This is a genomic window from Mesorhizobium sp. M0306, from assembly GCF_040321655.1.
Taxonomy (GTDB): domain Bacteria; phylum Pseudomonadota; class Alphaproteobacteria; order Rhizobiales; family Rhizobiaceae; genus Mesorhizobium.
In genome coordinates, this window is record NZ_JAMYRY010000007.1 from 151,931 (window position 1) to 177,383 (window position 25,453).

Below are 25,453 nucleotides of genomic sequence, written 5' to 3' on the forward strand. Positions count from 1 at the left end.
CGAATGTGCCTGCGATTTTCATCGCCCGGGAGACGTGAACAATGTCCGGAACTTTTGTCATCGCGCAAGGCGGCGGCCCGACCGCCGTCATCAACCAGACCGTGGTGGGCGCCACGCTCGAAATCCGCAAGCGGCATTCCGGCGCTAAGGTCCTTGGTTCCATCCACGGCGTGCGCGGAATTCGTGACGGCAATTACGTCGATCTTTCTGCCATCCCCGAGGACCGCCTGCGGCTGATCGCGGCGACACCGAGCGCCGCGCTTGGTTCGACGCGCGACAAGCCGGATGCCGCCTATTGCGACCTCATCCTCAACGGCTTGAAGAAAGCCGGCGCTGACGCCTTCATTTATATCGGCGGCAACGACACCTCGGGCACGCAGCAGATCCTCACCGACGCCGCCGGCGGCAAGATCGCCTTCGTCCACGCGCCGAAAACCATCGACAACGATCTCGAGGAGAACGATCACACGCCCGGCTTCATGTCGGCGGCCGAGTTCGTCGCCGGGGCATTCCTTTCGGTCGATCTCGATTTCCGCGCTCTGCCGGGCATCTATGTCGGCATCGTCATGGGGCGGCATGCCGGTTTCCTGACGGCCGCATCCGCGGCATGGCAGCTCGACCAAGACAGCGGCCCGCATCTCGTCTACGTGCCGGAGCGGCCGTTCTCGGCGGCAGGTTTCATCGACGACGTGCGCGCCACGCTCGACCGCCACAAGCGCTGCATCGTTGCCGTCTCCGAAGGCGTCAGCACCGCCGACGGCAAGGCGCTGGTCGAAAGCCTTGTGCCGCCGGAAAAGCTGGAGCGCGACCAGCACGGCAATGTCAAGCTGTCGGGCAGCGACCTGCCGGCAGCCTTGGAGCGCGCGCTCGCCGAAGGATTGCCGGGCAAGCGGGCGCGCGTCGATGCGCTCGGCTATATGCCGCGCGGCTATGTCGGCGCCATCAGCGCGGTGGACGCGCAGGAGGCCTTCGACGCCGGCGCCTTCGCGGTCACGGTGGCCGACGAGGGCGGCGGTTCGGTGGCGCTGCAATATGACGGCAAGAAAACCGTGCTGAAGAAGGTGCCGCTGAAGAACGTCGCCGGCAAAACGCGCCATATGCCGGATGATTTCATGCTGCCCGATGTCAACCGGCTGTCCGATGCGGGGATGGCCTATCTGAAGCGGCTGGTCCCGCAAAAGTACAAGATCGGCAAGCCGTTCGTCTGATGCCGGCCTTGATCTGATGGACAGCTGGTTCAGCAAAACCATCGTCGATGCCAAGACGACGATGCTGACCGAGCCCTTGGTGCATGAATTCGTGCGCGCCAACATCTGGCATTTGCGCGGCCGCGATGTCGACCTGCTGGTCGACACCGGCATGGGGATCTGCCCGCTGGCGCCGCAGATCGACACGCCGGCCGGCAAGCCGCTGCTGGTCGTCGCCACGCATATCCATCTCGATCATGTCGGCTCGCTGCACGAGTTTCCGTTGCGGGCAGGGCCGAGCCACAGCGCCGCGCAGTTCGACAGCATGGATGAAGCGGTGACCTACGCCTACATGTTCCATGATCTGGAAGGCGCCGTCTCCAGGCTGCCGGCAAAGGGCTGGAAAGCGGCCGATTACAGGATTCAGCCGGCGCCGCTGACTAGGACCCTGGACGAGGGCGATAGGATCGACCTCGGCGGCCGCCAATTCCGCGTCCTGCATCTGCCCGGCCACTCTCCGGATTCGATCGCGCTGTTCGACGAGGCAGACGGCCTCTTCTTCGCCGGCGACGCCATCTACGACGCCATGCTGATCGACGACCTGCCGGATTCGGATCGCGTCGCCTATCGCCGCACCATGCAGCGCCTGCTCGACCTGCCGATCCGCATCGGCCATGGCGGCCATGGACCGAGCTTCGACGGCAGGCGAATGCGCGAGATCGCCACCACCTATCTCAGCCGGACCGACGGGAAAGGCGAATAGGAGGCCTCTGCTGAAGCGGCGCAAATCTGAAGCGATTTGTCTTGGGTAGCTATTTTGTTCTTGCTTTGTGCCGGCAGCTATGCTACTAATTTGGGTATGGTGCTGATTCGCCCCAACGACCCGCCGCAAGGCGGGTTTTTGTTTTCGGGTTTCGGCGCCAGCCCGGCACGGCGGTTGCCAGCCGGAAATTAAATCTTCGTAATATTATCTGGAAACGACGATCGGTGCCCTAAATGCGGGGCTGTCGATCCGGTCGGCTGCCGTGACAGGCGAGACAGGCAAGGCCGACGACCGACGCGCCGGTGAATCGTTCCGGTGACGGAACGTTGTGGCTTCACCAATCTCTCGCCCGGACAACGGCCATGTCACCAATCCAGACCCTTCGCAGACATCGCGTCGCCGCTCTGCTGGGCGCCGCGCTGGTTGTCAGCCCCTTCGCCCTGCCTCTCGCTCCCAGGCTGAATGATGTCCTGGCGGCAACAGTCACCCCTCCCGTCACCGGCATGACGGCGCCGAGCGGCTCGTTCGCGCCGGTCGTGGCGGCGGACAAACCGGCGGTGGTGACCATCACGACGGTCATGAAAGCTCAACAGCCGGACACCATGAGCGACGCCTCGCCGTTTGGCGGAACCTCGCCTTTCGACGACTATTTCCGCCATTTCTTCGATGACCAGGGACAGCCCGCCCCCAAAACACCGCCGGAGCAGGCGCCGCGCACCGAGGCCCTCGGCTCAGGCTTCATCGTCGGCGCCGACGGCACCATCGTCACCAACAATCACGTCGTCGACGGCGCCCAGTCGATCAAGGTGACGCTCGACGACGGCACCGAGCTTCCCGCCAAATTGATCGGCCATGACGCCAAGAACGATCTTGCCGTGCTCAAGGTCGAGGCCGGCAAGCCCTTGCCGACCGTCAAATGGGGCGATTCCGATAAGCTCATGCCGGGCGACCAGGTGCTCGCCTTCGGCAATCCTTTCGGCCTTGGCACCACGGTCACGGCCGGCATCGTCTCGGCGCGCGGCCGCGACCTGCACAGCGGGCCGTTTGACGACTTCATCCAGATCGACGCGCCGATCAACCGGGGCAATTCCGGCGGCCCGCTGACGGATGTGAACGGCAATGTCGTCGGCATCAACACGGCGATCTTTTCGCCGAATGGCGGCAGCGTCGGCGTCGGCTTCCTCGGACCAGGCGCAAAAGGTCGTCGCCAAGCTGATGAAAGGCGGCTCCATCCAGTACGGTTATCTCGGCGTCCAGATCCAGCCGGTGACGCCTGACATGGCGAGCGCCATCGGCCTCGATCACCCCGCCGGCGTGCTGGTCGCGCAGGTCAGCGACGGATCGCCGGCCGCCAGGGCAGGCATCGAGACCGGCGACGTCATCACCAGCTTCGCTGGCCAGGACATAAAGGATCCAAGGGATCTGTCGCGCGCCGTCGCCGACGTTGCGCCCGGCACGAGGGAAACCCTCAGTGTCTGGCGCAAGGGGCAAAGCCTGCAGATCTCCGTCGAGGTCGGGCGCAACGAAGACGACATGGCAACGGGATCGGTGACAGGCGATCAGGGTCAGCCGTCGACGGAGCAGGGCTTTCGCGCACCGGCGCTCGGTCTCGGCCTGATGGACGTCACCCCGGATGTGCGCCAGGCAATGAACCTGGCAGGCAACCAGCACGGCGCACTGGTCGAGCGCGTCGACCCGAACAAGGCGGCATCGGCTTCCGGCATCCAGCCCGGCGACATCATCGTCACCGTCGACCAGCATCCGGTGAGGAGCGCCAGGCAGGCTAACCAGGCGATTGTGCAGGCTGCCAAATCTGGCAAGAAATCGGTGCTGCTGCTTGTCGAGCGTGGCGACGCCCAGATGTTTGTCGCCGTGCCCTTCGCCAGTGGCTGAAGCAGACGGCGCGCTGCCAAGGTCGATGTAGAGCATTGCCGCCAGGCCGGAGCCAAGATTTCGGTTGCCCGCGGGCGCGTCTTCGAGAAAACTGACAAAGGTCGATTGGACCTTGCGCAAACGGATATTCTCGATGGTTACCCGAGGCTTCTCTTCCGGACGAAAGCCGCCGACGGATACGGATGCACGTATCCCGCCGGGGCAATATCTCGAGCAAGGTTTCCCGGTCCTGTCGGCCGGCCCGACGCCGCATGTGCGCACCGAGGATTGGTCGTTCACGCTTAAGCAAGGGCCGCGGCCAATCAAGAAGTGGCACTGGGCCGAGTTCAACGCGCTGCCCTTGACCAAGATGACGCGCGACATCCATTGCGTCACCGCATGGACCAAGTTCGACACGGCGTGGCAGGGCGTGCTGGTCGACGACATCCTTGCCGACGCCGGCATCGAGCCGCCCACTGCCTTCACGCTGGCGCTGGGTTTCGACGGCTATTCCACCAACGTGCCGACGAAGGATCTCACCGGCGGCAAGGCGATGGTGGCGCTGCTTTACGAGGGCAGGCCGATCACCCCCGACCATGGCGGCCCGGCACGGCTGCTCGTTCCGCATCTCTATTTCTGGAAATCGGCCAAATGGCTGAACGGGTTGCAGTTCACCGAGCGTGACGAGCCGGGTTTCTGGGAGTTGCGAGGCTATCATATCTATGGCGACCCGTGGCGCGAGCAGCGCTACACGAACGATCCATGAGCGGCGACGCACCGGCGGCGCAGTCGCCCTGGCAGACGGTCACCATCACCCGCATCCAAAAGCGTACGCCGCGCGTCACCAGCTTTTTCCTGCAGCCCTCGCGGCCCTTCGCTTACCGGGCCGGACAGCATGTCGACGTCAGGCTGACTGCACCTGACGGCTATCAGGCGCGCCGCTCCTACTCCATCGCCTCGGCGCCGGAGACCGGCGAGACCATCGAGCTGGCGATTGAAAAACTCGAGGACGGCGAGGTCTCGCCATTCTTTCACGAGATCGCGGCGGTGGGCGACGAGGTCGAGTTGCGCGGGCCGCTCGGCGGCCATTTCGTCTGGTCCGACGGCGATGGCGGACCGCTCCTGCTCGTCGGCGGTGGGTCGGGCGTGGTGCCGCTGATGTCGATGGTCCGTCACCGGGCGATGCGGGGATCGCTGGTCGCCGCCGCCCTGGTGTTTTCGGCGCGGGTCTGGGACGAGGTGGTCTTTCGCGACGAGTTGATCCACCTCGCCGAGCGCCGGGATGGTTTCGACCTGGTGCTGACGCTGACGCGCGAGCCGGCCCGCCGTCCGGCGGATTATGCGCGGCGGATCGACGCCGCGATGATGGTGCAAGCCATGACGAGGCTGCCCGCGCCGCTGAAGCTCGCCTTCGTCTGCGGCTCGAACGCATTCGTGACGGCCGCCGCCGAGGCACTGATCGATGCCGGCGTGCCGGCGGCACTCATCCGCACCGAACGCTACGGAGTCTGACCCGGTTCTGCTTGCCCGGTTGCTGCCTTCGCCGGCCGGCATAAATGGGCCGAAAACAGGCAGAACGGCGAGGCCGCGTTTGGCTGAAATGGTTAACGATTCCATAAACAACCCCTGCTGCTACTTTTATCGGTTTTAAAAAATCGAACCGAACGGTTCGTTTCTGTTGACAATGCGTGCAGGACGCTGTGAACGCTGCCTCTCCAAGTCACCTTGCAGCCAGACCGATGCTACGGGCTATCCAACTGATATTTATAAATAAAATTGTGGCGAAGGGAATCTCTGGCACAATTTCAAGGTGTAGATTCTTGGTCCACACCAAACAACTTCGTGATTGGAAACTGGCCATTGGCTTTCCCACATCGGGGCTGTCCGAACGACGCGAATTCCTCCCAAGACACGCCGCTAGACGGACCGAAAACTAAGATACTGGAGTACTAAAATGAAAAAGATCGCTCTTGCCGCCGTCGCCGTTTTGGCCATCACCGGCAGCGCCTTCGCTGGCAGCGACAACTTTGGTTCCAATGGTGCGAACCAGCCTGCCGCTTCGGTCGACAGCTCGTACACGGCTTCCATTCAGAAGCCGGTTCATGCTGACAAGCAGCCTGTCCAGGGCGCCGACCGTAACCTCTTCGGCAACAACTAACAGCCGATCCCAGTATCAGGGCGGCGGGCATATCCGCCGCCCGGGATCTGAAAAAATTCAGGAGTATTAAAATGAAAAAGATCGTTCTTGCTGCCGCCGCCGTTCTGGCCATCACCGGCAGCGCTTTCGCCGCTAGCGACAATTATGGTTCCAACGGTGCCAACCAGCCTACCGCTTCTGTCGATAGCTCGTACACGGCTTCCGTCAAGACGTCGGACCAGGCTGAAAAGCAGCCGGTCGTCCAGGGCGCCGACCGCAACCTCTTCGGCAACAACTAACAGCCGATCCCACCATCAAGGCGGCGGCATGCCCGCTGCCGGGACCCGAGAAATTCAGGAGTATTAAAATGAAAAAGATCGTTCTTGCTGCCGCCGCTCTCTTGATTGCCGCCGGCAGCGCCGATGCCCGCAACGACAATGTTGGCGGCACCGACATCAACAAGCAGACGACCGTCAACGTCGACAAGACGCAGACGTATTCGGTGCGTGACAGCAACTCGCCGATCTACAAGCTGCTGAATTCGTCTGGCGATGTGCCTAAGTCCGCGCCTCAGGGCGCCGACCGCAACCTCTTCGGCAACAACTAACAGCCGAACTGGAATTAAAAACAAGAGCGGCGGGCCATGCCCGCCGCTCCTGTCTTTTGCATGGCGGAAAAACGCCTGCTTCAAGCCGCCTTTGCTTCTGCTTCATGGAGCGCGAAAGAGCGCCCGTCCGCGTCGAAAATATGCAGGTCGCCGGCGTCAGCCGTCAGCCGCAGCGTCGCTCCGCGCTTGACCTCGACATTGCCCGGCAGCTTGGTCACCAGCGGCAGGTCGGCGCGGCCGATGTCGACATAGACGAGTTGGACCTCGCCGAGCTGCTCGACATAATCGACCGTGCCTTCGAACAAATAGTCGGCGCCAGTGGCAATCATCAGATCCTCCGGCCGCACGCCGAAGCTCACCGCAGCGCCTTTCGCCGAGACAGGCGTTGCGATCGGCACCGTCGCCTTGCGGCCGCCGACATGGCTGACGACGGTGGGGTTGCCGGTCCTGTCGATCGTTGCCGGCAGGATGTTCATCGCCGGCGAGCCGATGAACTGGGCGACGAACAGATTGCCGGGCCGCTTGTAGAGCTCCATCGGCGTGCCGACCTGTTCGATATGGCCTTCCTTCAGCACTACGATGCGGTCGGCCAGCGTCATCGCCTCGACCTGGTCGTGGGTGACGTAGATCATCGTTGTCGCCGGCATCGATTCCTTGAGCTTGGCGATCTCGATGCGGGTGGCGACACGCAGCGCCGCGTCGAGGTTGGATAGCGGCTCGTCGAACAGGAAGACCTTGGGATTGCGCACGATGGCGCGGCCGATGGCGACGCGCTGGCGCTGGCCGCCCGACATCGCCTTGGGCAGACGGTCGAGATATTTGGTCAGCTGCAGGATCTCGGCCGCCTGGCGCACCCGCTTGTCGATCTCGGCCTTGCTTTCCTTGCCGATCTTCATCGAGAACGCCATGTTGTCGTAGACCGTCATGTGCGGATAGAGCGCATAGGACTGGAACACCATGGCGATGCCGCGTTTCGACGGCGGCACGTCATTGACAATTTCGCGGTCGATCTTGAGCTCGCCCGAGGTGATCTCCTCCAGCCCGGCGATGCAGCGCAGCAAGGTCGACTTGCCGCAACCAGACGGACCGACGAAGACGATGAATTCGCCCGACTTTATGTCGAGGTCGACGCCGTGCAGAATGTTGAGATTGCCGTATGATTTCTTCACTTGCCTTAGCGTGACATCGGCCATGGTACGTACCCTCCAGTTCTTCCTTGAATTCAGTCGATACGCCCGAACCAGGCGCCGTAGCCGCCGAGGCGGATAGTGCCGGCGCCAGTCTGTCCCGAAAACCCGTGTCCCGGCAAGGGCTGCAGTGAGCGGCCGCCAAGATCGACTTCGGCCGGCTTTGCGCCGAGATTGAAGGCGCAGACGATCTGCTCGTTGCCTTCGCGGCGCGTGAAGGCGACGGTGTCACCGTCGCTTTCGATGAACTCGATATCGCCCTTGGCCAGTGCCGGATGAGCGCGGCGGAAAGCCAGGAAGCGCCGGTAGTGCTCGAGCAGCGAGCCGTCGTCGCCTTGCTGCACATTGACCGCTTGCGCAAGGTGCTTGCTGGGCACCGGCAGCCAGGGCTTTGCCGTCGAGAAGCCGCCATTGCGGGCAGCGCCGTCCCAAACCATCGGCGTGCGGCAGCCGTCGCGGCCCTTGAATTCCGGCCAGAAGCGGATGCCGTATGGGTCCTGCAGATCCTCGAAGCTGAGTTCAGCCTCGCTGAGCCCGAGCTCCTCGCCCTGATAGATACAGACCGAGCCGCGCAACGACATCAGCAGCGCCGAGATCACCTTGAGGTAGGCGGTCGGGTCGGGCTCGCCGGCTGCCCAGCGCGAGGCAGGGCGCATCACGTCATGGTTGGAGAAGGCCCAGCACGACCAGCCGTCGCTGGCCACCTTGCCGAAGGTTTCCAGCACCGAGCGTACCTTTGCCGCGCTGATCTTCTCCGGCGCCAGGAAGTCGAAGGAGTAACACATCTGCACGCGCTTGCCGCCTGCCGTGTAGGCCGCCACTACTTCCAGCCCACGCTGCGAATCGCCGACCTCGCCAACCGCGGCCGTCGCCGGATATTCGTCGAGCAAGGCGCGGAAGCGTTCAAGGAAGCCGAGGTTTTCAGGCCGGCTCTTGTCGTAGAGATGGTCCTGGTAGTTGTAGGGGTTGACGGCAGGCGCCGTCTGGTCGTTGCGCTGCTCGGGCGGCAGCGGCGGATTGTCTTCCAAGCCTTGGCTGTGGAAATAGAAATTGATGGTATCGAGGCGGAAGCCATCGACGCCGCGCTCCAGCCAGAAGCGGGTGACGTCGAGCAGCGCGTCCTGGACCGCGCGGCTATGGAAATTGAGGTCGGGCTGCTCGGCCAGGAAATTATGCAGATAATATTGCTGGCGGCTGGTGTCCCACTGCCAGGCCGAGCCGCCGAAGATCGACAGCCAGTTGTTGGGCGGCGTGCCGTCCGGCTTGGCATCCGCCCAGACGTACCAGTCGGCTTTTGGATTGCTGCGGCTCGAACGGCTTTCCTTGAACCAGGGATGGATGTCGGCGGTGTGCGAGAGCACCTCGTCGATCATCACCTTGAGACCAAGCCGGTGCGCCTCGGCGGTCAGCGCGTCGAAGTCGGCCAGCGTGCCGAACATCGGATCGACGTCGCAATAATCCGACACGTCGTAGCCAAAATCCTTCATCGGCGATTTGAAAAATGGCGAGATCCAGATCGCGTCGACACCGAGCGAGGCGATGTAGGGCAGCCGGCCGATCATGCCCCTGAGGTCGCCGATGCCGTCGCCGTTCGAATCCTGATAGCTGCGCGGGTAGATCTGGTAGATCACGGCACCTCGCCACCAGTCGCGATCGATAGCGAGATCGGGCTTCGGGGTGGCCTTCAAAGCGGATTGCATGATCTCAACCTCCTTTCACCGAGCCGGCAAGCAGCCCGCGGACGAAATAGCGCTGCAGCGAGAAGAACACGATCAGCGGCACGATGATGGTGACGAAGGCCGATGTCGTCAGGATCTCCCAGTCGCCGCCGCGCGAACCGAGCAACGCATTGAGCTTGGCGGTCAGCACGATCTGGTCGCCCTCGGTACCAAGGAAAACCATCGCCACCAGCAGATCGTTCCACACCCAGAGAAACTGGAAGATGGCGAACGAGGCCAGCACCGGGAACGACAATGGCAGCACGATCTTGACGAAGATCTCGAAATCGCTGGCGCCGTCGATGCGCGCCGATTCCATGATCTCGCGTGGCAGGCCGGCGATATAGCTCCTCAGGAGATAGATGGCGAAAGGCAGGCCGAAGCCGGTATGCGCCAGCCAGATGCCGAGATAGGTCTTCGACGGCACGCCGAAGAAGCTGCCGACGCCGTTATAGAGCTTCAACAGCGGGATCAGCGACATCTGCAGCGGCACGACCAGGAGGCCGATGATGACGGCGATGAGCAGGGCCCGGCCGGGAAAGCGCATCCAGGCCAGCGCGTAGGCGGCGAACGCGGCGATCAGGATCGGGATGACGGTCGCCGGAATGGTGACGGTCAGCGAGTTCATGAAGGAGCGACCGATGCCTTCCGAAAACAGCACCGTGTCGTAATTGTCGGTGGTGAATTTCGGCGGCGCCGACGAGGCGTAATAGACGCGCTGGCCGCGTTCGCCTTCGAAAGCCTTCGGCGAGGTCATGACGAAACTGCCGTCGGCATTGAGCTGCAAGGTCACGCCGTCGCCGAGATCGGCTGTCGTGCTGGCGGGATATTGCGTCGGCGCTGCCGACTTGACGCCGAAGGCGCTGATGTTGCGGGCCGGGCCGTCGCCGAAGATATTGCCTTGCAGGACGAACTTGCCGTCCTTCTCGACCTGCGCCGAGGCGGGCGGCAGCCGTCCGGCTTCCGTCTGGCTGGAACTGGTGAACGAGTTCCACCAGCCCGAAGCGATGATCTGGTCCTTGTCGCGCAGCGACGAGACCAGAATGCCGAGCGTCGGGATCGTCCAGATCGCGACGAAGATGAAGACGGCGATATGGACGCCGAAACGGCTGAAAAAGGACTTTCCGGTCGACGCGGCCATCTCAATGTCCTTCCGTCTCTTTGTTCGCCTGGCGGATGTTCCAGACCATGATCGGAATGACCGCGATCATGATGATGATGGCGATGGTGGCGCCGCGACCGAAATCGCCGCCGCCGCGGAACATCCAGTCGAACATCAGATTGGCCAGCACCTGGCTGTTCCACTGGCCGTTGGTCATGGTCAGCACAATGTCGAAAACCTTCAGCACCAGGATGGTGATGGTGGTCCAGACGACGGCGATCGTCCCCCAGATCTGCGGCACCATGATCTTCCAGAAGATCTGGAAAGGGTTGGCGCCGTCGATGACGGCGGCTTCCAGCGTCTCTTCCGGAATGCCGCGCAAGGCCGACGACAGGATGACCATGGCAAAGCCGGTCTGGATCCAGATCAGGATGACCATCAGGAAGAAGTTGTTCCAGAACGGCAGCGATATCCAGACCTGCGGCTGGCCGCCGAAATACTGGATGATGGCGTTGAGCAGACCGATCTGCGTCTGCCCGTCGCCGCGATACTCGTAGATGAATTTCCAGATGACGCTGGCGCCGACGAAGGAGATGGCCAGCGGCAGGAAGATCAGGCTCTTGGCGATGGTGCCCCACCAGATCTTGTCGGTGAGCACGGCGATTATCAGCCCGAGGAAGGTGCAGGCGGCCGGCACCACCGCCAGCCAGATGATGTTGTTGAGGATCGAGTTGCGGAACTCGCGGTCGCCGAACGCCCATTGATAGTTGGCCAAGCCGACGAAATGGCCGCCGCCGCGATCGAGGAACGACAGCCTCAGCGTCTCCACCACCGGGTAGATCAGGTAGATGGTGAGGATGATCATCGCCGGCCCGACGAACAGCCAGGGTCGGATCACCCCCTGCCGGCGCAGATTGTTAATCGCCGCCTTGCCGGAAACGCCGCGTGCCGGAAAGATTGTGTCGAGTGCCTTGTTGGCGCCCCAGAAATAGGCGACGCAGCCGCCCACGCCGATGATGATGACGAATATCGCCGAAAAAATCTGAGCCGCCATGGGTCCCTCCCCCTGCGCACGGATCCGCCAGTCGAGAATGGCTTTGGCGACGGGATCATGCGCCGATTCAGTTGTCTGGAGCGCGACCAGCCGAAAAGCAGGTCACTGGGCGCGCGTCATGCCGGAATGCGTTGTGCTCACGACAATCGACGCGACGCCAAGCACCGGATAGGATCCGGGCCGTTTGAGGCCCGGACCGCATCAGATTGGGAACTCAAGCCGGCCGCTTACTTGATCGCGTCCCAGCTTTTCTGGATGTCGGTGGCGACGTCCTGGGCGGACTTGCCGCCGACCAGGTCGATCATGCCGGTCCAGAACGCGCCGGCGCCGATCTTGCCCGGCATCAGGTCGGACCCGTCGAAGCGGAAGGTCGAGGCGTTGGCCAGGATCTCGCCCTGCTTCTTCAGCGCGTCGCTGGCATAGGCGTCCTTGTTGACCGACTTGAACGGCGTCACGAAGCCGCCCTGTGCCATCCAGATCTCATGAGCGAGCGGCAGCTTCAGGAATTCGATGAAGGCGCGCGCTGCCTTGGAGTCCTTGGTGATCATGGCCAGCGTGCCGGCGCCGAGCACCGGAGTGCCGAGCTCGGGCTTGGAGGCGTAGGGCGGGTAATAGAAGAAGTCGGCATCCTCGCCGATCTTGGTGCCTTGCGGGAAGAAGGTCGGGATGAACGATGCCTGGTGGTGCAGATAGCATTTCGGCGGCACCGAGAAGAGGCCCTTCGGGCTGTCGCGGAAATCGGTCGCCGCAACCGCCTTGGCGCCGCCCTCGACCATCTTGTCGTCGGTCGCGATCTTGCCGAAAATGTCGATGGCGTTGACCACGGCCGGATCGTTGAACGGAATTTCGTTCTTCACCCATTTGTCGTAGGTCTCGGGCGTCTGGGTGCGCAGCATGATGTCTTCGACCCAGTCGGTCGCCGGCCAGCCGGTGGCGCCGCCCGAACCAAGCCCGATGCACCATGGCGTGCCGCCGTCGGCGATGATCTTCTTTTCGAGCTCGGCAAGCTCTTCCTGCGTCTTCGGCACCTTGTAGCCGGCTTCCTCGAAATTGTCCGGCGAGTACCAGACCAGCGACTTCACGTCGGCCTTATAAGGAAAGGCGAAGAAGCCGGGCTTGCCGTCCTTGTCCTTGAAGGTGCCGAGGTCGACCCAGGATTGGCCGGCGCCGTAATTGTCCTTGACCCAGTTGGCGGTGTCGTCGCCGAGCGGCGTCAAAAGGCCCTTCGATGCCAGATCCTGGATCAGGCCCGGCTGCGGCAGCACGGCGATGTTGGGCGGGCTGCCGGCCTGCGTGTCGATGACGATCTGCTGCTCGTAATTCTCCGACGAGGAGTACTTGATCTCGGCGCCGGTGGCTTCGGAGAAGTAATCGAGGACGGTGCGGACAAGTCCTTCGTCCTCGCCGCGCCACGGTCCAAAAATCGTCAGCGTCTCGCCCTTGAGGTCGACCTTCTTGAGCTCTTCGTAGTTGGCCCAGTTGAAACGGGGATCTTCGCCCGGCTTGAACTTCAGTTCGGCTTGCGCGGGCATGGCCAGGGCTAGCGTGGCAAACGCGGCGCCCAGCAGAAGCATTTTCTTCATCGGTATTCCCTCCCAGTGGTGACAAACACCGAACGAAACCTCCATTCCGTCCGCCGGCGCTGCAGGACTGTGACTCAGTCGGAAAGGAACTGCAACCTTTCGTAGAGTCTTCCAAAGCGCTTTGGTCATTTTGATCTCGCCACTGAATTGATCGGGAGTCAAGAGGAAGCCCGGCTAATCGATTTAATTTCTGCGGTCGAGTGCCGGCGAAAGTGCGCTGCAGCACAGTTTTCTGGCGGTGCAGCAGCAAATTCGGCTTCAAACCGGTCCGAACCGTGCGTATGGTCACTGCGCTCGGCAACGCGGTTCGTAGCGGCCACATCGATTCAGATTAAAAGCGCTTTGAGGTTTGGAGGCCTCCGGTGAACCTCAAGCAGCTCTCCCACATGCTGGCGCTTTCGCAGACCACGGTCAGCCGCGCATTGAACGGCTACCCCGAAGTCAACGAGGAAACGCGCCGGCGGGTGGTCGATGCCGCCAAGCGTCACGGCTATCGCCCCAATCCGAGCGCGCGCCGGCTGGCGACCGGCAAGACCGGCATGATCGGCTATGTGCTGCCGACGGGAACGACCGTCGATATCGACCCGCATTTCGTCGAGTTCCTGTCCGGCCTCGGCGACTATGCGCGTTCGCACGAGCTCGACCTGGTGCTGTCACCGGCCGATGCCGACGACCAGGAGACGACCTACCGCCGCATTGTCGCCAACCGGCAGGTCGACGCGGTCTATATCTCCTCGCCGAGGCCGGCCGACCGGCGGGTGGCATTCGTTAATACGCTCGGCATTCCCTTCATCGTCCACGGCCGCAGCGAAGGCTTCGATTTCGACTATCCCTTCACCGACATCGATAATGAGGGCGCCTTCCACGAGGCGGCGCGGCTACTCGTCCAACTCGGTCACAGACGGCTGGCACTGATCAATGGCGATGATCGCGAGACCTTCGCCATCCATCGCGAGCGCGGCGTGCGGCGCGCGCTTGCGGCAAGCGGCCTGGTGCTTCGTGATCAGCATGTCTGTTCCCTCACCATGACCGAGGAGAACGGCTACCGCGCCGCCAGGCGTCTGCTGGAACAAAGCGACGCGCCGACGGCGATCGCCTGCTCCAGCCTGATCATGGCGCTCGGCGTGGTGCGCGCGGTGCGCGATCTCGGCCTGACCATTCCGGGCGACCTGTCGCTGATCGCCCATGACGACGTCTTTCCCTGGCTGAAGCCGGAAAATTTTTCGGTGCCGCTGTCGACCACACGTTCGTCGATCCGCCTGGCCGGCGCACGCATCGCCGAACGGCTGGCGGCGCGGATTTCCGGCCTGGAGGAGGGGGCTCGCGGCGAGGTCTGGCCGGTCGACCTTGTGGTCAGGGGATCGGTCGCCGGCGCGCCTGCCTAGGGGCATAACTCAATCACTCTGAACGACCAAAGTCGCCGTTGGGTGGCTGTTGGCCAGCACAGGCAATCGCCATGCGTCATGTCTCAGGCCGCGGACTTGAGGTGATCGATAAAGACGCGCAGCTTCGGCAGGACTTGGCGCTTGCCAAGATGGTAGAGAAAGACGCCCGGCGTCGTCGCAGCGATGTCGTCCAGCACCGGTCTGAGTTTTCCTTCGGCTATCGGACCTTCGGCGACGGGTCGAGGCGTCTGCGCCAGCCCAACGCCCTTTGTCGCAGCCCCGAGCAACGTTGGATAGTCGTGCGCGATCAGTGGGCCTGAGACGATCGCCTCGATAGCACCGTTGCCGTCGGCGAAGGTCCAGGGCGCGATGGCGCCGTTCGAGCGGCGCAAGCGTAGGCAGGCGTGGTGGCGCAAGTCGTCGACACGTTCGGGGTAGCCGTGGCGCTCGAGATAGTCAGGGCTGCCGACGACCACGAACGTGAACGGCGGCGTAAGCCGCACTGCAACCATGTCGGGCGCGATGAGCTGGCCGAGGCGGATGCCGGCATCGAACCCCCCGATCGCGAGATCGACCATCTCGTCGCTCGCGGCGATCTCCAGTTCGATCTCAGGATAGGCTTGGCAGAACGACGCGATCATCGGCTCCAGGATCAATGGCACGACGGCGCGGGGCACGGACAGGCGCAGCAGCCCGGTCGGCCGTTGGCCGACGTCTCGCGCAGCCTCGCCGGCCGCGGCGATCTCCTCGAAGGCAGGGCCGGCGCGCTCGAGGAAGCGCTGGCCGGCCTCGGTCAGACCGACGCTCCGCGTCGTGCGGGCGAACAGCGCCGCACCCATGCGGGCTTCCAGCGTGCGCACCGCCTGGCTCACGGCGGACGGCGTCACGCCGAGATCGGCGGCGGCACGGCGGAAATTGCGGTGCCTGGCGACAGCCAGGAACACCTCGACGCCCTCCAGTGCACCACGCCGGATTGTGTAGTCCTGCTTCATAGGTTGTTCTGATTACAGCGGATAGTCGGATTATGGAAGCGGGCTTAGGTAAGAGCTGCAAGCCAGGAGACATCTTGCCCAGGAGATATATTGCAATGACCGATGAACTTGATGGCGTGCGCGACCATTATCGCGCGACCGGCCTGACCGAGCGGCTGAAGATGGTACTGGCTGCCCTCGGCCCGGAGGATCAGCTCCTTACGCCCCAGCAATTGGGCACCCTCGACCAGTTTCACACCCGTGGGCTTGCCTCGACCGCCGAGATTGCCCAATTGGCGGGGATCGCGGCCGGCACGTCGGTTCTGGACGTCGGCTCGGGCGTCGGCGGGCCGGCGCGCTTTCTGGCTGCGACCTATGGCTGCCGGGTTACCGGCGTGGACCTCAGCGAGCCTTTCGTGGATGCTGCGCGCTATCTGACCGAGCGCACGGGACAAAGCGGGCAGCTGTCGTTTCAGACCGCCAGCGCATTGGAGCTTCCATTCGATGATAGCCGTTTCGACGTCGTGCTGCTGCAGCATGTGGCGATGAACATCTCCGACCGGGCGCGGCTCTACGGCGAGATCCGGCGCGTGCTGAAACCAGGCGGCAGGTTTGCCACCTTCGACGTCGTCTCGGCCATTGGCGAGCCGCACTATCCGCTGCCTTGGGCGCGAACGCCGGCGACGAGCTTCCTCCTCACAGCCGAAGCGACGGGCGAGGCGATCGAACCGGCCGGCTTCCGCGTGCTGGCGTGGCAAGACGACACCGAGACCGCCAAGGCCTGGTTCGCGCAACTGCGCGCATCCGGGCCGCCGCCTTCACCAAATCTCGGCGTGGTGATGGGACCGGACTTCGCTCAGCTTTCGACCAACCTGGGACGAAATCTCATGCAAGGCCGGCTCGGCGTCCTGACCGCGGTGTTCGAGGCCGTGTGAACCAACTGTTGGGAGGACGTCAGATGTCCACGGAAGTACTGTTTCAAACCCATCTCGTTCTGGGCTATGTCGCGTGGCTGCTCTGCTTCGGGGCGTATGTCTGGCCGTGGCTCAGGTCGATGGACCGGGTCGCGGCGCAACGCGCTATCGCTACGCTGCACAGCTTCCGCTTCTTCGGGCTCGTCTTCATGGTTCCAGGCGTCGTAAGCCCCAATCTGCCTGCCGATTTCGCCGTGTTCGCCGCCTACGGCGATTTCGCGACTGGCGTGCTGGCCATGCTGGCGCTGCTCACGGTGAGGATACGCCCGCTCTTCTGGTCGTTGGTCGTCGCCTTCAACGTCGTAGGGACGGTCGACCTCATCGTCGACTATTATCACGCCATTCAGATCGGCCTTCCTGCCCGCGCGGGGGAACTGGGCGCAACCTACGCGATCCCGATCATCTACGTACCGCTGCTGATGATCACGCACATCGCCGCGTTCTATTTTCTGGCACGTCCTCGGCAAAACGCGACTTGAGCGGGCTATTCTTTGGCCGCCTCGGCCGCCTTGGTGTCCAGCAGGCCAAAGCCGAAATCATTGTCCTGAAGCCGGAAAATTTTTCGGTGCCGCTGTCGACCACACGTCCGTCGATCCGCCTGGCGGGCGCACGCATCGCCGAACGGCTGGCGGCGCGCATTTCCGGCCTGGAGGAGGGGGCTCGCGGAGGTCTGGCCGGTCGACCTGGTGGTCAGGGGATCGGTCGCCGGCGTGCCTGCCTAAAGGTCAAAACTCGATCACTCCGGGCGACCGAGTTCGACCCAGAGCGGCCGTCCGACCCTGCGAGCCCGATGACGCGGGCCGACCCTTAGCAGGGAACGGACTGAAGAACAGCCGCGCTGCAGCAGCAAAGGAGATCGATCGCTTCCCCCATACCACAACCGCTATCGGCGGAGTACCGAATCGGCCGGCTGAGCCGTCGTTATCGGATCGGCATGACGATGCACAATCTTCCACAGACCATCTTCTGGGCGAAAGACGCTCGTCGCGCGTAACGCAAGAGGCGTGACATCGCTCCGACCGCCAACCTTGGACCTGAGCCGCTCCACTTCGACGATGTATGCCAGCTCAGACGTCACACACTTCGCTATGTTCTCGAAGCCGGTAGCGTCGCCGTCCCTGTAGTTCGATGCCGCTTGCTCCATCGTCTCAATGACCTGTTTCCATCCATGCGCGAAAGGGCCAAACGGATTGCCCAGTGTTACATCGTCTCGTTGGGAAAAGAGCTTCTTCGCTGGCGCGGGGTTTCCTTTCATGAACTCATCCAGAGCCAGGTGGTATTCTTCAACTGCTTGATCGAAGTCACTGGCGTCGAGGGACACGTCATCCTCCCTGTCGTTTCTATTTCTGATCAGGACTGGCGACCACAGGTCTACATTCTGTGTGCCCGCGGTGAAGCATTTTCCCTACTGCGGCGTAGTGCAGGTTGGCTTGGTCATTATAGCACGGCGTGAGACAAGTTTCGCGACAGCGTTGTGAGACGGCTCGGTAAATGGCCGCTCTCCACCGAGGCCGGTGGAAACCCGTCGCGATATCCTGAGCGTAGAATTCTGTCCTCGAATAATGCTGCTGCCCTTGAGAGCGTCGGCCAGAGTCGAGTTTTTACACGGCCTCCACCCTTCTCGGCCATTTGCGACAACCAACTGATTGAGCTTTGATAAGGCAGAAGCTTCAAACACGAGACTTAGTTCTTCGCCGCCTCGGCCGCCTTGGTGTCCAGAAGCCCAAAGCCGAAATCATTGTCGCGCCCCTTGGGCCCGAGATCCTTTGCCGTGGCGGCGAGTGCTTTCTCGACCCAGTCGGCGGAGCGGTCGGGCGCGGCATGCAACAGATTGGCGATCGCGCCGGTCACGATCGCCGCTGCAAAGGAGGTCCCGGTCACCACATCCGAGCCGGCGCCGCTCGGCGCCACCATCTCGACGCCGGGAGCGGAGATGAAGACGTAGGCGCCGCGATTGGCCTGCGGCATCAGCCCGTCCTTGGCATCGGTGGCCGTCACCGCGATCACGCCGTCGAAGGCGGCCGGATAACCATAGGGCGCCTTCGGCCCGTTATTGCCGGCGGCCGCGACCAGCACGATGCCAAGCGCGCGCGCATTGCGGCAGGCGATGCCGAGCAGGTCGTTCTTCGGGCCGACGAAGCTCATATTGATGATGCGGACATCCTGCTCCGCCGCCCAGTCGAGCGCCGAAAGGATCACGTCCATGGTCGACTTGCCGCCCTCGAAGGCGCGGGCGTGATAGATCCTGGCGCCCGGCGCCATGCCTTTGAATGCGCCGGTGCCGGCGATCAGGCCGTCCACCGAAGTGCCGTGGTCGCGCGCCTTGATCGGCACGTCGGGCATGGCATCGAACTGCCCGGCAATGACGCCGGAGAGCGCCGGATTGCCGTCGTCGATGCCGGTGTCGATGACGCTAATGCGGACATTCTCGCCGCTGGCCGCGTTGGCGTCGAGTGCGATGCGCTCGAACGCATAATTGACGATGCTGGCCGCCTGCTGCAGCGCATAGACGTGGTTGGCCTCACGCCGCAAAGTACGGCCGTCGGCGGCAAGCTGCGCCAGCACGACGCCGACCGGGCGGCCATCGGGAATGCCGAAGCGCACCAGTGTGTTGCCGAGCAGCCGCGACTGCCGCTGCGAGCGTATTTCGAGGCCGAACGAGGCGGCGATCCGCTGGACCGCGCCGGCATCGCCATTGATCGTGACCAGCACCTCGTCGGGCACGAAATCGCCGATCACGGCGCGCCGCGGCTCGGTTGCGACAAGATCGGTCGGCGCAACCACCGGACCGCCCGGCGCGGCAGCCTGTGTTGCCGGGGCGCCCGAAGGCGGAGCAGACGGCGGGGCCGCAGTATTGCCAGGAGGTATCGGCGCCCCGGTGACTGCGGTAGGATTGGGGAACAGGTCGACAATCAAGCCCGGAAGAAACACCGCGCCCGTCGTTCCAGGAGCCGGCGCTTTGCCGCCATCCTTCACGCCGCCGCCATCCTTGGCGCAGTCGGCGTTGGCAGCACTTCCCCGGTTCAGGCAGTCGATCTCAGCCTGGGTGAGGTTCGGGTCGTTGGTCTGGGCCATTGCGGACGCGGCGAAGATTGTGATCGCCGCCGTCAATCGAATGACCGCCTTAGCCGCCATCAGCCGGTTTCCTTCCCTCCAGGGCAGCTTCGGTGAAAGGCTGGGCGGCAATAAGGCCAAGCAGCTTCTGATAGTCGGCGGCGGTCTTGGCCGGAACGCCAAGGCGGAAGACGCCGTCGGCGGTCGGCCCGCCGGCGATCTTCAACTGGTTCTGGTCGAGAAAAGCGACGATGTCGGACAGCTTCGCATCCGGTTTGAACTTCACCAGTGCAAACGGCATTTTGGCCAGATCGTCCTCCGATCCGGCAATCTCGAAATCGCCACCTCTGTTGCCGGTCTGCACAAAGGATTGCGCGACGACCAGGGCCAGCAGCACCGTGGCCGCCGCCCAGGCGACGCCGGCGGGCACCGCCATGAAGCGGCTCCAGGCCTGCGCCAGCCAGGACGATGCCGCAGGCGCGCGGGCCGGGCCGGCCTCGGCGTCGAGCGCCCTGGCAAAGCGGCTGAGCGCATCGGCCGGCGGGCGGATTGCCTCGTTGGCGGCAGCGGTGCCGGAGAATTCGGCCTCGGCCTCGCCAAGTGCGGCCATCGCCGCCGGATCGCTCGCCAGCCATTCCTCGATGGTTTCGAGCTCGGTGCCCTCCAGCGAGCCGTTCAGATAAAACGGCAGCAGCATTTCCATTTTGTCGCGGCGCGACATTTTTTCAGCGGCGCTCATGGCCACCCCCTGTCGTAACCGGCGGCCTTGAGGGCTTCGCCGAGTTTCTTGCGGGCGTAGAACATCCTGGTCTTGACCGTGGCGACCGGGATGCCGAGTACCTCGCCGATCTCGCTCACCGATTGCCCGTGATAATAGGCAAGGTCGATCACCGTACGGTGCTCTTCCGGCATGGCATCGATGAAGCGTCGCAAGGCAGCGGCCTTGTCTTCCTTCATTGTCACGACTTCCGGCGTGTCGGCGCCGTCGGCGACCTGGGCCGCGTCATCGTCGTCGATCCAGTCTTCCTTCTTCTTGCGTAGCAGGGACAGCGCCTTGAAGCGGGCAATGCCGAGCAGCCATGTCGAGACCTCCGAGCGGCCCTCGAAGGCCGGCGCCTGCCGCCAGAGTTCGAGGAACACCTCGTTCGCGATATCGTCGGCCATCAGTTCCGATCCCGTCTGGCGTGCCACGAAGCGGTAGACCCGCGCGTGGTGGCGCATGAACAGGAGCCGCACGGCGGCACGGTCGCCCTTCGCGACCCGCTCGACGAGCGCGCGATCGGTCTCCGCGGCAGTCATCGCCGGTCGAGCCGCCTGGCTCCTGCCTTCTCTGTCGCTGATCGGCCCAAAAAGGTTCACCGCATCCGCCCGAGGAATTTTGCGGAGGCTAGCCGAAGAGCGGGAACGTTGCCAGAGGGGAGAAGAGGGCGCGCGCTCAGCTCAGAAATGGCTCGGCCTTCATTGTCGCCGGCACCGGCACGCCGAGACGCGCAAGCACCGTCGGCGCGAGTTGCAGCTGATCGAGCAGCGTATTGGCTTCCGGACCCTCGCCGGATCCGAAGTAGTAAAGTGCGAAATCCTGCATCTCCTCGTCGTGGCCGCCATGATGGCCGCGATTGGTCTGGCCATGATCGGCGGTGACGATCACCTCGTAGCCGGCCTCCCGCCAGCGCGGCAGGAAGCCGGCGAGCATGGCGTCCATTGCATAGACGGCATGATCCATCTCGTGGCAGTCATGGCCGAAGCGGTGGCCCATCGAGTCCAGCGTGCAGCTGTGCAGGATGCCGTAGTCGATGCCGTAGCGCCTGGTCAGCATGGTCAACGTCGCGAACAGGTCGACGTCGCTCGGCGTCATCTGGTTGCTGTCATTGTAGCCGGTCATGGTGTGGAACCGGCCATGGCTGATCGGCCCGCCCGGCTCGTCGAACTCCATGTCCTCCACCAGGTCGAACGGATAGCCCCGGAAGAATTCGGACCAGTAGGAATGGGTGACCGCACCCGTCTTGCCGCCGGCCTTCGTGACTTCGGAAAAAACGTCCGGCTGTTCGACGCGAAACCGGTTTTCGTTGGACAGGATGCCGTGCACTTGGGGCGGCACGCCGGTGTGGATTGAGGCATAGCAGGATGCCGAGGTCGACGGCAGCACGGAGCGCATCTTCCACACGCGCGCGTCGCCGGATTGCACCCAGCCTTCGAGATTGCCCATCAGCCGTCGCCAGTTCCGGTAAGGCACGCCGTCGAGAATGATGAGCAACAGTTTTGTGTCGAGCGCCATAGGCGGCTCCATGCGGTTTAGTCGGATAAGTCGGATCGTGCGCCTGGGGCCTGCCGTTCAATCCACGCCCGGACAGGATCGTCACGCGCAATGGCCGGCCCGCTAGTTCCCCGCGCTAGCCATGCGGCGTCCCTTGATCGCCTTTTCCAGCCAGCCGATCTCCATTTCGGGCACCGACGACAGCAAAAGATCGGTATAGGCATCGAAGGGTGGCGTCAGCACGGTGCTCTTGGCGCCGTAGCGCACCACTTCGCCGCGATACATCACGGCGATCGAATCGGCGATCGACTTGACCGTGGCCAGGTCGTGGGTGATGAACAGATAGGCGACGTTTTCCTCTTTCTGCAGCCCGAGCAGCAGCTCCAGTATGCCGTGGGCGACCAGCGGATCGAGCGCCGAGGTCACCTCGTCGCAGATGATCAGCTTCGGCTTGGCGGCGAGCGAGCGGGCGATGCAGACACGCTGTTTCTGGCCGCCGGAAAGCTCGGCCGGGTAGCGGTCGACAAAACCCTTGCCCATCTCGATCTTGTCGAGCAGTTCCGCGACACGGGCGTCACGTTGCCTTCCGCGCAGACCGAAATAGAATTCCAACGGCCGGCCGATGATGGTGCCGACCGTCTGGCGCGGGTTCATCGCCACGTCGGCCATCTGGTAGATCATCTGCAGTTGGCGAAGATCCTCTTTCGGCCGGTCGGCAAGCCGGTTGGCGAGCGGCCGTCCGTCGAAGGTGACGGTGCCTTGTTCGGGCGGCAAGAGGCCGGTGATGGCGCGCGCCAGTGTCGATTTGCCGGAGCCGGACTCGCCGACCACCGCCAGCGTCTGGCCCGGGAAAATATCGACCGAGACGTTCTTCAGCACCTTGATGTGACTGCGGCCATAGGCGGCGGTGATGTTCTTGACCGACAGGAACGGGCTCGTGCCGGGCTTCTGCTCCTGGTGTTCGATCTCATGCACCGAAACCAGCGCGTTGGTGTATTCCTGGCGCGGCTCCTTGATGATCTGGCGGGTGCCGCCCCATTCGACCAGCCGGCCATGGCGCAGCACCATGATCTCGTCCGAGACCTGCGCGACGACAGCAAGGTCATGAGTGATGTAGAGCGCCGCGACATGAGTGTCGCGGATGGCGTCCTTGATCGCCGCCAGCACGTCGATCTGCGTCGTCACGTCGAGCGCCGTGGTCGGCTCGTCGAAGACGATCAGGTCGGGCTCGGAACACAGCGCCATCGCCGTCATCACACGCTGCAGCTGGCCGCCGGACACCTGGTGCGGAAAGCGTTCGCCAATGCTTTCGGGGTTCGGCAGGCTGAGCTTCTTGAACAGCGCGACGGCGCGTTTTTCGGCCGCGGCCCGTGTCGCCCTGCCATGCAGCAGCGTCGCTTCGACCACCTGGTCCATCAGTCTGTGCGCCGGGTTGAAGGCCGCCGCCGCCGATTGCGCGACATAGCAGACCTCGCGACCGCGCAGCTTGCGAAAGCCCTCCTTGCCGCCTTTGAGGATATCCCGGCCGTTGAGAATGACCTCGCCGCCGGTGATGCGCACGCCGCCGCGGCCGTAGCCCATCGACGACAGGCCGATGGTCGATTTGCCGGCGCCGGACTCGCCGATCAATCCGAGCACCTTGCCCTTCTCCAGCGTCAGCGAGACATCGTGCACCAGCACGATGTTCTTCGGCGCCTCGCCCGGCGGATATACGGTGGCCTCGATGCGCAGATTGCGGATGTCGAGCAGCACGCCGGACTTCGGTTGCCCGGGCTTCGGTTGCTTGTCAGCCATTACCCGCGTCCTCCCTTCAGGCTTGTCGTGCGGTTGAGCACCCAGTCGGCGACAAGATTGACGGAAATCGCCAGCGCTGCGATCGCTGCCGCCGGAATGAGGGCGGCGCCTATGCCGAAGACGATGCCATCCTTGTTTTCCTTGACCATGCCGCCCCAATCGGCGTCCGGCGGCTGCACGCCAAGCCCGAGGAAGGACAGCGTCGACAGGAACAGCACGGCATAGATGAAGCGCAGGCCGAGTTCCGAAACCAGCGGCGACAGCGCATTGGGCAGGATTTCGCGGAAGATGATCCAGCCGCTGCCTTCGCCACGCAATTTGGCCGCCTCGACGTAATCCATGACGTTGATGTCGACGGCGACCGCCCTCGACAGGCGGTAGACGCGGGTCGAGTCGAGAATGCCCATGACCAGGATCAGTGTCACCAGATTGGATGGCAGCACCGAAAGCACGACAAGGGCCATGATCAGTGTCGGGATCGACATCAGGAGATCGACAAGCCGTGACAGCAGCGTGTCGAACCAGCCACCGAAAACCGCTGCCGAAAAGCCGAGGATGGCGCCGAGCGAGAACGACAGCGCGGTCGCCAGCACCGCGATGAACAGGGTGATGCGGGCGCCATAGATCATGCGCGACAACAGATCGCGGCCGAGATTGTCGGTGCCCAGCCAATGCGCCGCCGACATCGGTTCCCAAGGGACGTCGCTGACGATCTCTGCATTGCCGTGCGGCGCGATCCACGGCGCGAAGATTGCCGCCAAGACGAACAGTGCCGTCAGCACGATGCCGATCAATGCCGGGATGGGGATGCGTTTGATGACGAGCATGCCCGACCCCTTCATTTCGGATGTCTGAGGCGCGGATTGGCGACAATCGCCGCTATGTCCGCGATGATGTTCAGGCTGATGTAGACGGCGGCGAAGATCAGCCCGACCGCCTGCACAACCGGCACGTCACGCTTGGTGACGTGGTCGACGAGGTATTGGCCCATGCCTGGATAGACGAAGATAACTTCGACCACGACGACGCCGACGATCAGGTAAGCGAGATTGAGCATCACGACGTTGATGATCGGCGCAATGGCATTGGGGAAGGCATGCCTGCGGATGACCGCGAAGGCCGAAAGCCCCTTGAGTTCGGCGGTTTCGACATAGGCCGACTGCATGACATTGAGGATCGCGGCGCGCGTCATGCGCATCATATGGGCGAGCACCACCAGGGTCAGCGCCGCCGCCGGCAGTGCGATGGCCTGAATGCGTTCGCCGAAAGGCATCCCGTCATAGACAGTGGAAATGGCGGGAAACCATTGATGTTGCACCGCGAAGAAAAAGACGAGAACATAGCCGACGAAGAATTCCGGGAAGGACGTCGAGGCCAGCGCCAGTCCCGAGATCAGCTTGTCGACCCAGCCATTGCGGTAGCGCACCGCGATCAGCCCGAGGATGATCGCCAGCGGCACCGCGACGACCGCCGCCCAGAAGGCGAGGAACAGCGTGTTCCACAGCCTTCCCTTGATCGAGGTTGCGATATCCTGACCGCTCGACATAGCCGTACCGAGATCACCGGTCAGGATGCCGCCGAGCCAACGAAAATAACGGATGTAAGCCGGATCATTGAGGCCGAGCTGCTCGCGCAGATTGGCGAGCGACTCCGGTGTCGCCGACTGCCCGAGAATGGCTTGTGCGACGTCGCCGGGCAGGATCTGGGTGCCGGCGAAGATCAGGACCGAAACGGCCAACAGAAGGATGATGCCCAGCGCAATGCGCTGGGCCACCAGTTTCAAGATGGGTGAGGACATATCCGCAAGGCCG

General features: G+C 63.3%; 24 protein-coding genes and 2 pseudogenes. 12 read left to right on the top strand and 14 right to left on the bottom strand.

The window, feature by feature from the left end; genetic code table 11:
• Positions 1-41 precede the first annotated feature (41 nt).
• The 8 genes and pseudogenes from NKI95_RS13455 (at position 42) to NKI95_RS13490 (ending at position 6,566) form a co-directional block, all read left to right on the top strand.
• On the top strand, positions 42-1,208 hold the full coding sequence (locus NKI95_RS13455; RefSeq protein WP_352717262.1) for a diphosphate--fructose-6-phosphate 1-phosphotransferase: 1,167 nt from the start codon (positions 42-44) through the stop codon (positions 1,206-1,208).
• Positions 1,209-1,224: 16 nt separating this feature from the next.
• Positions 1,225-1,950 carry an MBL fold metallo-hydrolase gene (locus NKI95_RS13460; protein WP_352717263.1) on the top strand — a complete coding sequence of 242 codons (726 nt, stop codon included), beginning with the start codon at positions 1,225-1,227 and terminating at the stop codon, positions 1,948-1,950.
• Positions 1,951-2,312: 362 nt separating this feature from the next.
• Positions 2,313-3,843: pseudogene (locus NKI95_RS13465) on the top strand (DegQ family serine endoprotease).
• 133 nt (positions 3,844-3,976) lie between these two features.
• Positions 3,977-4,588 (top strand): molybdopterin-dependent oxidoreductase, encoded by a 612-nt coding sequence (locus NKI95_RS13470; protein WP_352717264.1) that lies wholly within the window; start codon positions 3,977-3,979, stop codon positions 4,586-4,588.
• On the top strand, positions 4,585-5,334 hold the full coding sequence (locus tag NKI95_RS13475) for an FAD-binding oxidoreductase (protein ID WP_352717266.1): 750 nt from the start codon (positions 4,585-4,587) through the stop codon (positions 5,332-5,334). Before NKI95_RS13470 ends, NKI95_RS13475 begins: the two co-directional genes overlap by 4 nt.
• A gap of 442 nt (positions 5,335-5,776) precedes the next feature.
• Positions 5,777-5,980: a DUF680 domain-containing protein gene (locus tag NKI95_RS13480; protein ID WP_352717268.1), complete on the top strand. Its 204-nt coding sequence runs from the start codon at positions 5,777-5,779 to the stop codon at positions 5,978-5,980.
• A gap of 71 nt (positions 5,981-6,051) precedes the next feature.
• Positions 6,052-6,258 (top strand): DUF680 domain-containing protein, encoded by a 207-nt coding sequence (locus NKI95_RS13485; RefSeq protein ID WP_352717269.1) that lies wholly within the window; start codon positions 6,052-6,054, stop codon positions 6,256-6,258.
• A gap of 68 nt (positions 6,259-6,326) precedes the next feature.
• Positions 6,327-6,566 carry a DUF680 domain-containing protein gene (locus NKI95_RS13490; RefSeq protein WP_352717270.1) on the top strand — a complete coding sequence of 80 codons (240 nt, stop codon included), beginning with the start codon at positions 6,327-6,329 and terminating at the stop codon, positions 6,564-6,566.
• Positions 6,567-6,646: 80 nt separating this feature from the next.
• Here the strand turns inward: NKI95_RS13490 and NKI95_RS13495 are convergent, their stop codons facing one another.
• The 5 genes from NKI95_RS13495 to NKI95_RS13515 form a co-directional block, all read right to left on the bottom strand.
• Positions 6,647-7,759 (bottom strand): ABC transporter ATP-binding protein, encoded by a 1,113-nt coding sequence (locus NKI95_RS13495; RefSeq protein WP_352717271.1) that lies wholly within the window; start codon positions 7,757-7,759, stop codon positions 6,647-6,649.
• Between the two features lie 29 nt (positions 7,760-7,788).
• Positions 7,789-9,453, bottom strand: a complete 1,665-nt coding sequence (gene bglA / locus NKI95_RS13500) for a beta-galactosidase BglA (RefSeq protein WP_352717273.1) — start codon at positions 9,451-9,453, stop codon at positions 7,789-7,791.
• Between the two features lie 4 nt (positions 9,454-9,457).
• A complete protein-coding gene (locus NKI95_RS13505; protein WP_352717274.1) occupies positions 9,458-10,612 on the bottom strand; it encodes a carbohydrate ABC transporter permease in 1,155 nt (384 codons plus the stop codon).
• Between the two features lies 1 nt (position 10,613).
• Positions 10,614-11,627: a carbohydrate ABC transporter permease gene (locus NKI95_RS13510; RefSeq protein WP_352717276.1), complete on the bottom strand. Its 1,014-nt coding sequence runs from the start codon at positions 11,625-11,627 to the stop codon at positions 10,614-10,616.
• A 227-nt stretch (positions 11,628-11,854) separates the two neighbouring features.
• The gene (locus NKI95_RS13515; RefSeq protein ID WP_352717278.1) at positions 11,855-13,210 is read right to left on the bottom strand and encodes an ABC transporter substrate-binding protein; all 1,356 of its coding nucleotides are present in this window, start codon (positions 13,208-13,210) and stop codon (positions 11,855-11,857) included.
• A 362-nt stretch (positions 13,211-13,572) separates the two neighbouring features.
• Between NKI95_RS13515 and NKI95_RS13520 the strand changes: the two genes are divergently transcribed.
• The gene (locus tag NKI95_RS13520; RefSeq protein ID WP_352717279.1) at positions 13,573-14,595 is read left to right on the top strand and encodes a substrate-binding domain-containing protein; all 1,023 of its coding nucleotides are present in this window, start codon (positions 13,573-13,575) and stop codon (positions 14,593-14,595) included.
• 83 nt (positions 14,596-14,678) lie between these two features.
• Here NKI95_RS13520 and NKI95_RS13525 read toward each other — a convergent pair whose 3' ends face one another.
• Positions 14,679-15,587 (bottom strand): LysR family transcriptional regulator, encoded by a 909-nt coding sequence (locus NKI95_RS13525; protein WP_352717280.1) that lies wholly within the window; start codon positions 15,585-15,587, stop codon positions 14,679-14,681.
• Between the two features lie 95 nt (positions 15,588-15,682).
• On the opposite strand from NKI95_RS13525, the gene NKI95_RS13530 reads away from it, so the two are divergent.
• From NKI95_RS13530 to NKI95_RS13540, 3 genes and pseudogenes are all read left to right on the top strand, one after another.
• Positions 15,683-16,501: a class I SAM-dependent methyltransferase gene (locus tag NKI95_RS13530; RefSeq protein ID WP_352717281.1), complete on the top strand. Its 819-nt coding sequence runs from the start codon at positions 15,683-15,685 to the stop codon at positions 16,499-16,501.
• 23 nt (positions 16,502-16,524) lie between these two features.
• The gene (locus NKI95_RS13535) at positions 16,525-17,019 is read left to right on the top strand and encodes a DUF8737 domain-containing protein (RefSeq protein ID WP_352717283.1); all 495 of its coding nucleotides are present in this window, start codon (positions 16,525-16,527) and stop codon (positions 17,017-17,019) included.
• 65 nt (positions 17,020-17,084) lie between these two features.
• A pseudogene (locus tag NKI95_RS13540) lies at positions 17,085-17,262 on the top strand (transcriptional regulator); the annotation flags it as partial.
• Positions 17,263-17,423: 161 nt separating this feature from the next.
• Here the strand turns inward: NKI95_RS13540 and NKI95_RS13545 are convergent.
• From NKI95_RS13545 to NKI95_RS13580, 8 genes are all read right to left on the bottom strand, one after another.
• Positions 17,424-17,861, bottom strand: a complete 438-nt coding sequence (locus NKI95_RS13545) for a YybH family protein (protein WP_352717284.1) — start codon at positions 17,859-17,861, stop codon at positions 17,424-17,426.
• A gap of 362 nt (positions 17,862-18,223) precedes the next feature.
• Positions 18,224-19,675: a S8 family serine peptidase gene (locus tag NKI95_RS13550; protein ID WP_352717285.1), complete on the bottom strand. Its 1,452-nt coding sequence runs from the start codon at positions 19,673-19,675 to the stop codon at positions 18,224-18,226.
• Positions 19,665-20,333, bottom strand: a complete 669-nt coding sequence (locus NKI95_RS13555) for an anti-sigma factor (RefSeq protein ID WP_352717287.1) — start codon at positions 20,331-20,333, stop codon at positions 19,665-19,667. The genes NKI95_RS13550 and NKI95_RS13555 overlap by 11 nt, the downstream gene beginning before the upstream one ends.
• Complete coding sequence (locus NKI95_RS13560) at positions 20,330-20,893, bottom strand: sigma-70 family RNA polymerase sigma factor (protein WP_352452243.1); 564 nt, start codon at positions 20,891-20,893, stop codon at positions 20,330-20,332. Before NKI95_RS13560 ends, NKI95_RS13555 begins: the two co-directional genes overlap by 4 nt.
• Before the next feature lie 136 nt (positions 20,894-21,029).
• Positions 21,030-21,869 carry an alkaline phosphatase family protein gene (locus NKI95_RS13565; RefSeq protein WP_352717288.1) on the bottom strand — a complete coding sequence of 280 codons (840 nt, stop codon included), beginning with the start codon at positions 21,867-21,869 and terminating at the stop codon, positions 21,030-21,032.
• Positions 21,870-21,971: 102 nt separating this feature from the next.
• On the bottom strand, positions 21,972-23,642 hold the full coding sequence (locus NKI95_RS13570; protein ID WP_352717290.1) for an ABC transporter ATP-binding protein: 1,671 nt from the start codon (positions 23,640-23,642) through the stop codon (positions 21,972-21,974).
• A complete protein-coding gene (locus NKI95_RS13575) occupies positions 23,642-24,469 on the bottom strand; it encodes an ABC transporter permease (protein ID WP_352717291.1) in 828 nt (275 codons plus the stop codon). Before NKI95_RS13575 ends, NKI95_RS13570 begins: the two co-directional genes overlap by 1 nt.
• Before the next feature lie 11 nt (positions 24,470-24,480).
• Positions 24,481-25,440, bottom strand: a complete 960-nt coding sequence (locus NKI95_RS13580) for an ABC transporter permease (RefSeq protein WP_352464556.1) — start codon at positions 25,438-25,440, stop codon at positions 24,481-24,483.
• Positions 25,441-25,453: the final 13 nt, after the last annotated feature.

What these genes read in the sequence shown, in the direction of transcription:
- NKI95_RS13455 (WP_352717262.1), top strand. Translation starts at nt 42, where the DNA reads ATGTCCGGAACTTTTGTCATCGCGCAAGGCGGCGGCCCGACCGCCGTC.
- NKI95_RS13460 (WP_352717263.1), top strand. Translation starts at nt 1,225, where the DNA reads ATGGACAGCTGGTTCAGCAAAACCATCGTCGATGCCAAGACGACGATG.
- NKI95_RS13470 (WP_352717264.1), top strand. Translation starts at nt 3,977, where the DNA reads ATGGTTACCCGAGGCTTCTCTTCCGGACGAAAGCCGCCGACGGATACG.
- NKI95_RS13475 (WP_352717266.1), top strand. Translation starts at nt 4,585, where the DNA reads ATGAGCGGCGACGCACCGGCGGCGCAGTCGCCCTGGCAGACGGTCACC.
- NKI95_RS13480 (WP_352717268.1), top strand. Translation starts at nt 5,777, where the DNA reads ATGAAAAAGATCGCTCTTGCCGCCGTCGCCGTTTTGGCCATCACCGGC.
- NKI95_RS13485 (WP_352717269.1), top strand. Translation starts at nt 6,052, where the DNA reads ATGAAAAAGATCGTTCTTGCTGCCGCCGCCGTTCTGGCCATCACCGGC.
- NKI95_RS13490 (WP_352717270.1), top strand. Translation starts at nt 6,327, where the DNA reads ATGAAAAAGATCGTTCTTGCTGCCGCCGCTCTCTTGATTGCCGCCGGC.
- NKI95_RS13495 (WP_352717271.1), bottom strand. Translation starts at nt 7,759, where the DNA reads ATGGCCGATGTCACGCTAAGGCAAGTGAAGAAATCATACGGCAATCTC.
- bglA (WP_352717273.1), bottom strand. Translation starts at nt 9,453, where the DNA reads ATGCAATCCGCTTTGAAGGCCACCCCGAAGCCCGATCTCGCTATCGAT.
- NKI95_RS13505 (WP_352717274.1), bottom strand. Translation starts at nt 10,612, where the DNA reads ATGGCCGCGTCGACCGGAAAGTCCTTTTTCAGCCGTTTCGGCGTCCAT.
- NKI95_RS13510 (WP_352717276.1), bottom strand. Translation starts at nt 11,627, where the DNA reads ATGGCGGCTCAGATTTTTTCGGCGATATTCGTCATCATCATCGGCGTG.
- NKI95_RS13515 (WP_352717278.1), bottom strand. Translation starts at nt 13,210, where the DNA reads ATGAAGAAAATGCTTCTGCTGGGCGCCGCGTTTGCCACGCTAGCCCTG.
- NKI95_RS13525 (WP_352717280.1), bottom strand. Translation starts at nt 15,587, where the DNA reads ATGAAGCAGGACTACACAATCCGGCGTGGTGCACTGGAGGGCGTCGAG.
- NKI95_RS13530 (WP_352717281.1), top strand. Translation starts at nt 15,683, where the DNA reads ATGACCGATGAACTTGATGGCGTGCGCGACCATTATCGCGCGACCGGC.
- NKI95_RS13535 (WP_352717283.1), top strand. Translation starts at nt 16,525, where the DNA reads ATGTCCACGGAAGTACTGTTTCAAACCCATCTCGTTCTGGGCTATGTC.
- NKI95_RS13550 (WP_352717285.1), bottom strand. Translation starts at nt 19,675, where the DNA reads ATGGCGGCTAAGGCGGTCATTCGATTGACGGCGGCGATCACAATCTTC.
- NKI95_RS13555 (WP_352717287.1), bottom strand. Translation starts at nt 20,333, where the DNA reads ATGAGCGCCGCTGAAAAAATGTCGCGCCGCGACAAAATGGAAATGCTG.
- NKI95_RS13560 (WP_352452243.1), bottom strand. Translation starts at nt 20,893, where the DNA reads ATGACTGCCGCGGAGACCGATCGCGCGCTCGTCGAGCGGGTCGCGAAG.
- NKI95_RS13565 (WP_352717288.1), bottom strand. Translation starts at nt 21,869, where the DNA reads ATGGCGCTCGACACAAAACTGTTGCTCATCATTCTCGACGGCGTGCCT.
- NKI95_RS13570 (WP_352717290.1), bottom strand. Translation starts at nt 23,642, where the DNA reads ATGGCTGACAAGCAACCGAAGCCCGGGCAACCGAAGTCCGGCGTGCTG.
- NKI95_RS13575 (WP_352717291.1), bottom strand. Translation starts at nt 24,469, where the DNA reads ATGCTCGTCATCAAACGCATCCCCATCCCGGCATTGATCGGCATCGTG.
- NKI95_RS13580 (WP_352464556.1), bottom strand. Translation starts at nt 25,440, where the DNA reads ATGTCCTCACCCATCTTGAAACTGGTGGCCCAGCGCATTGCGCTGGGC.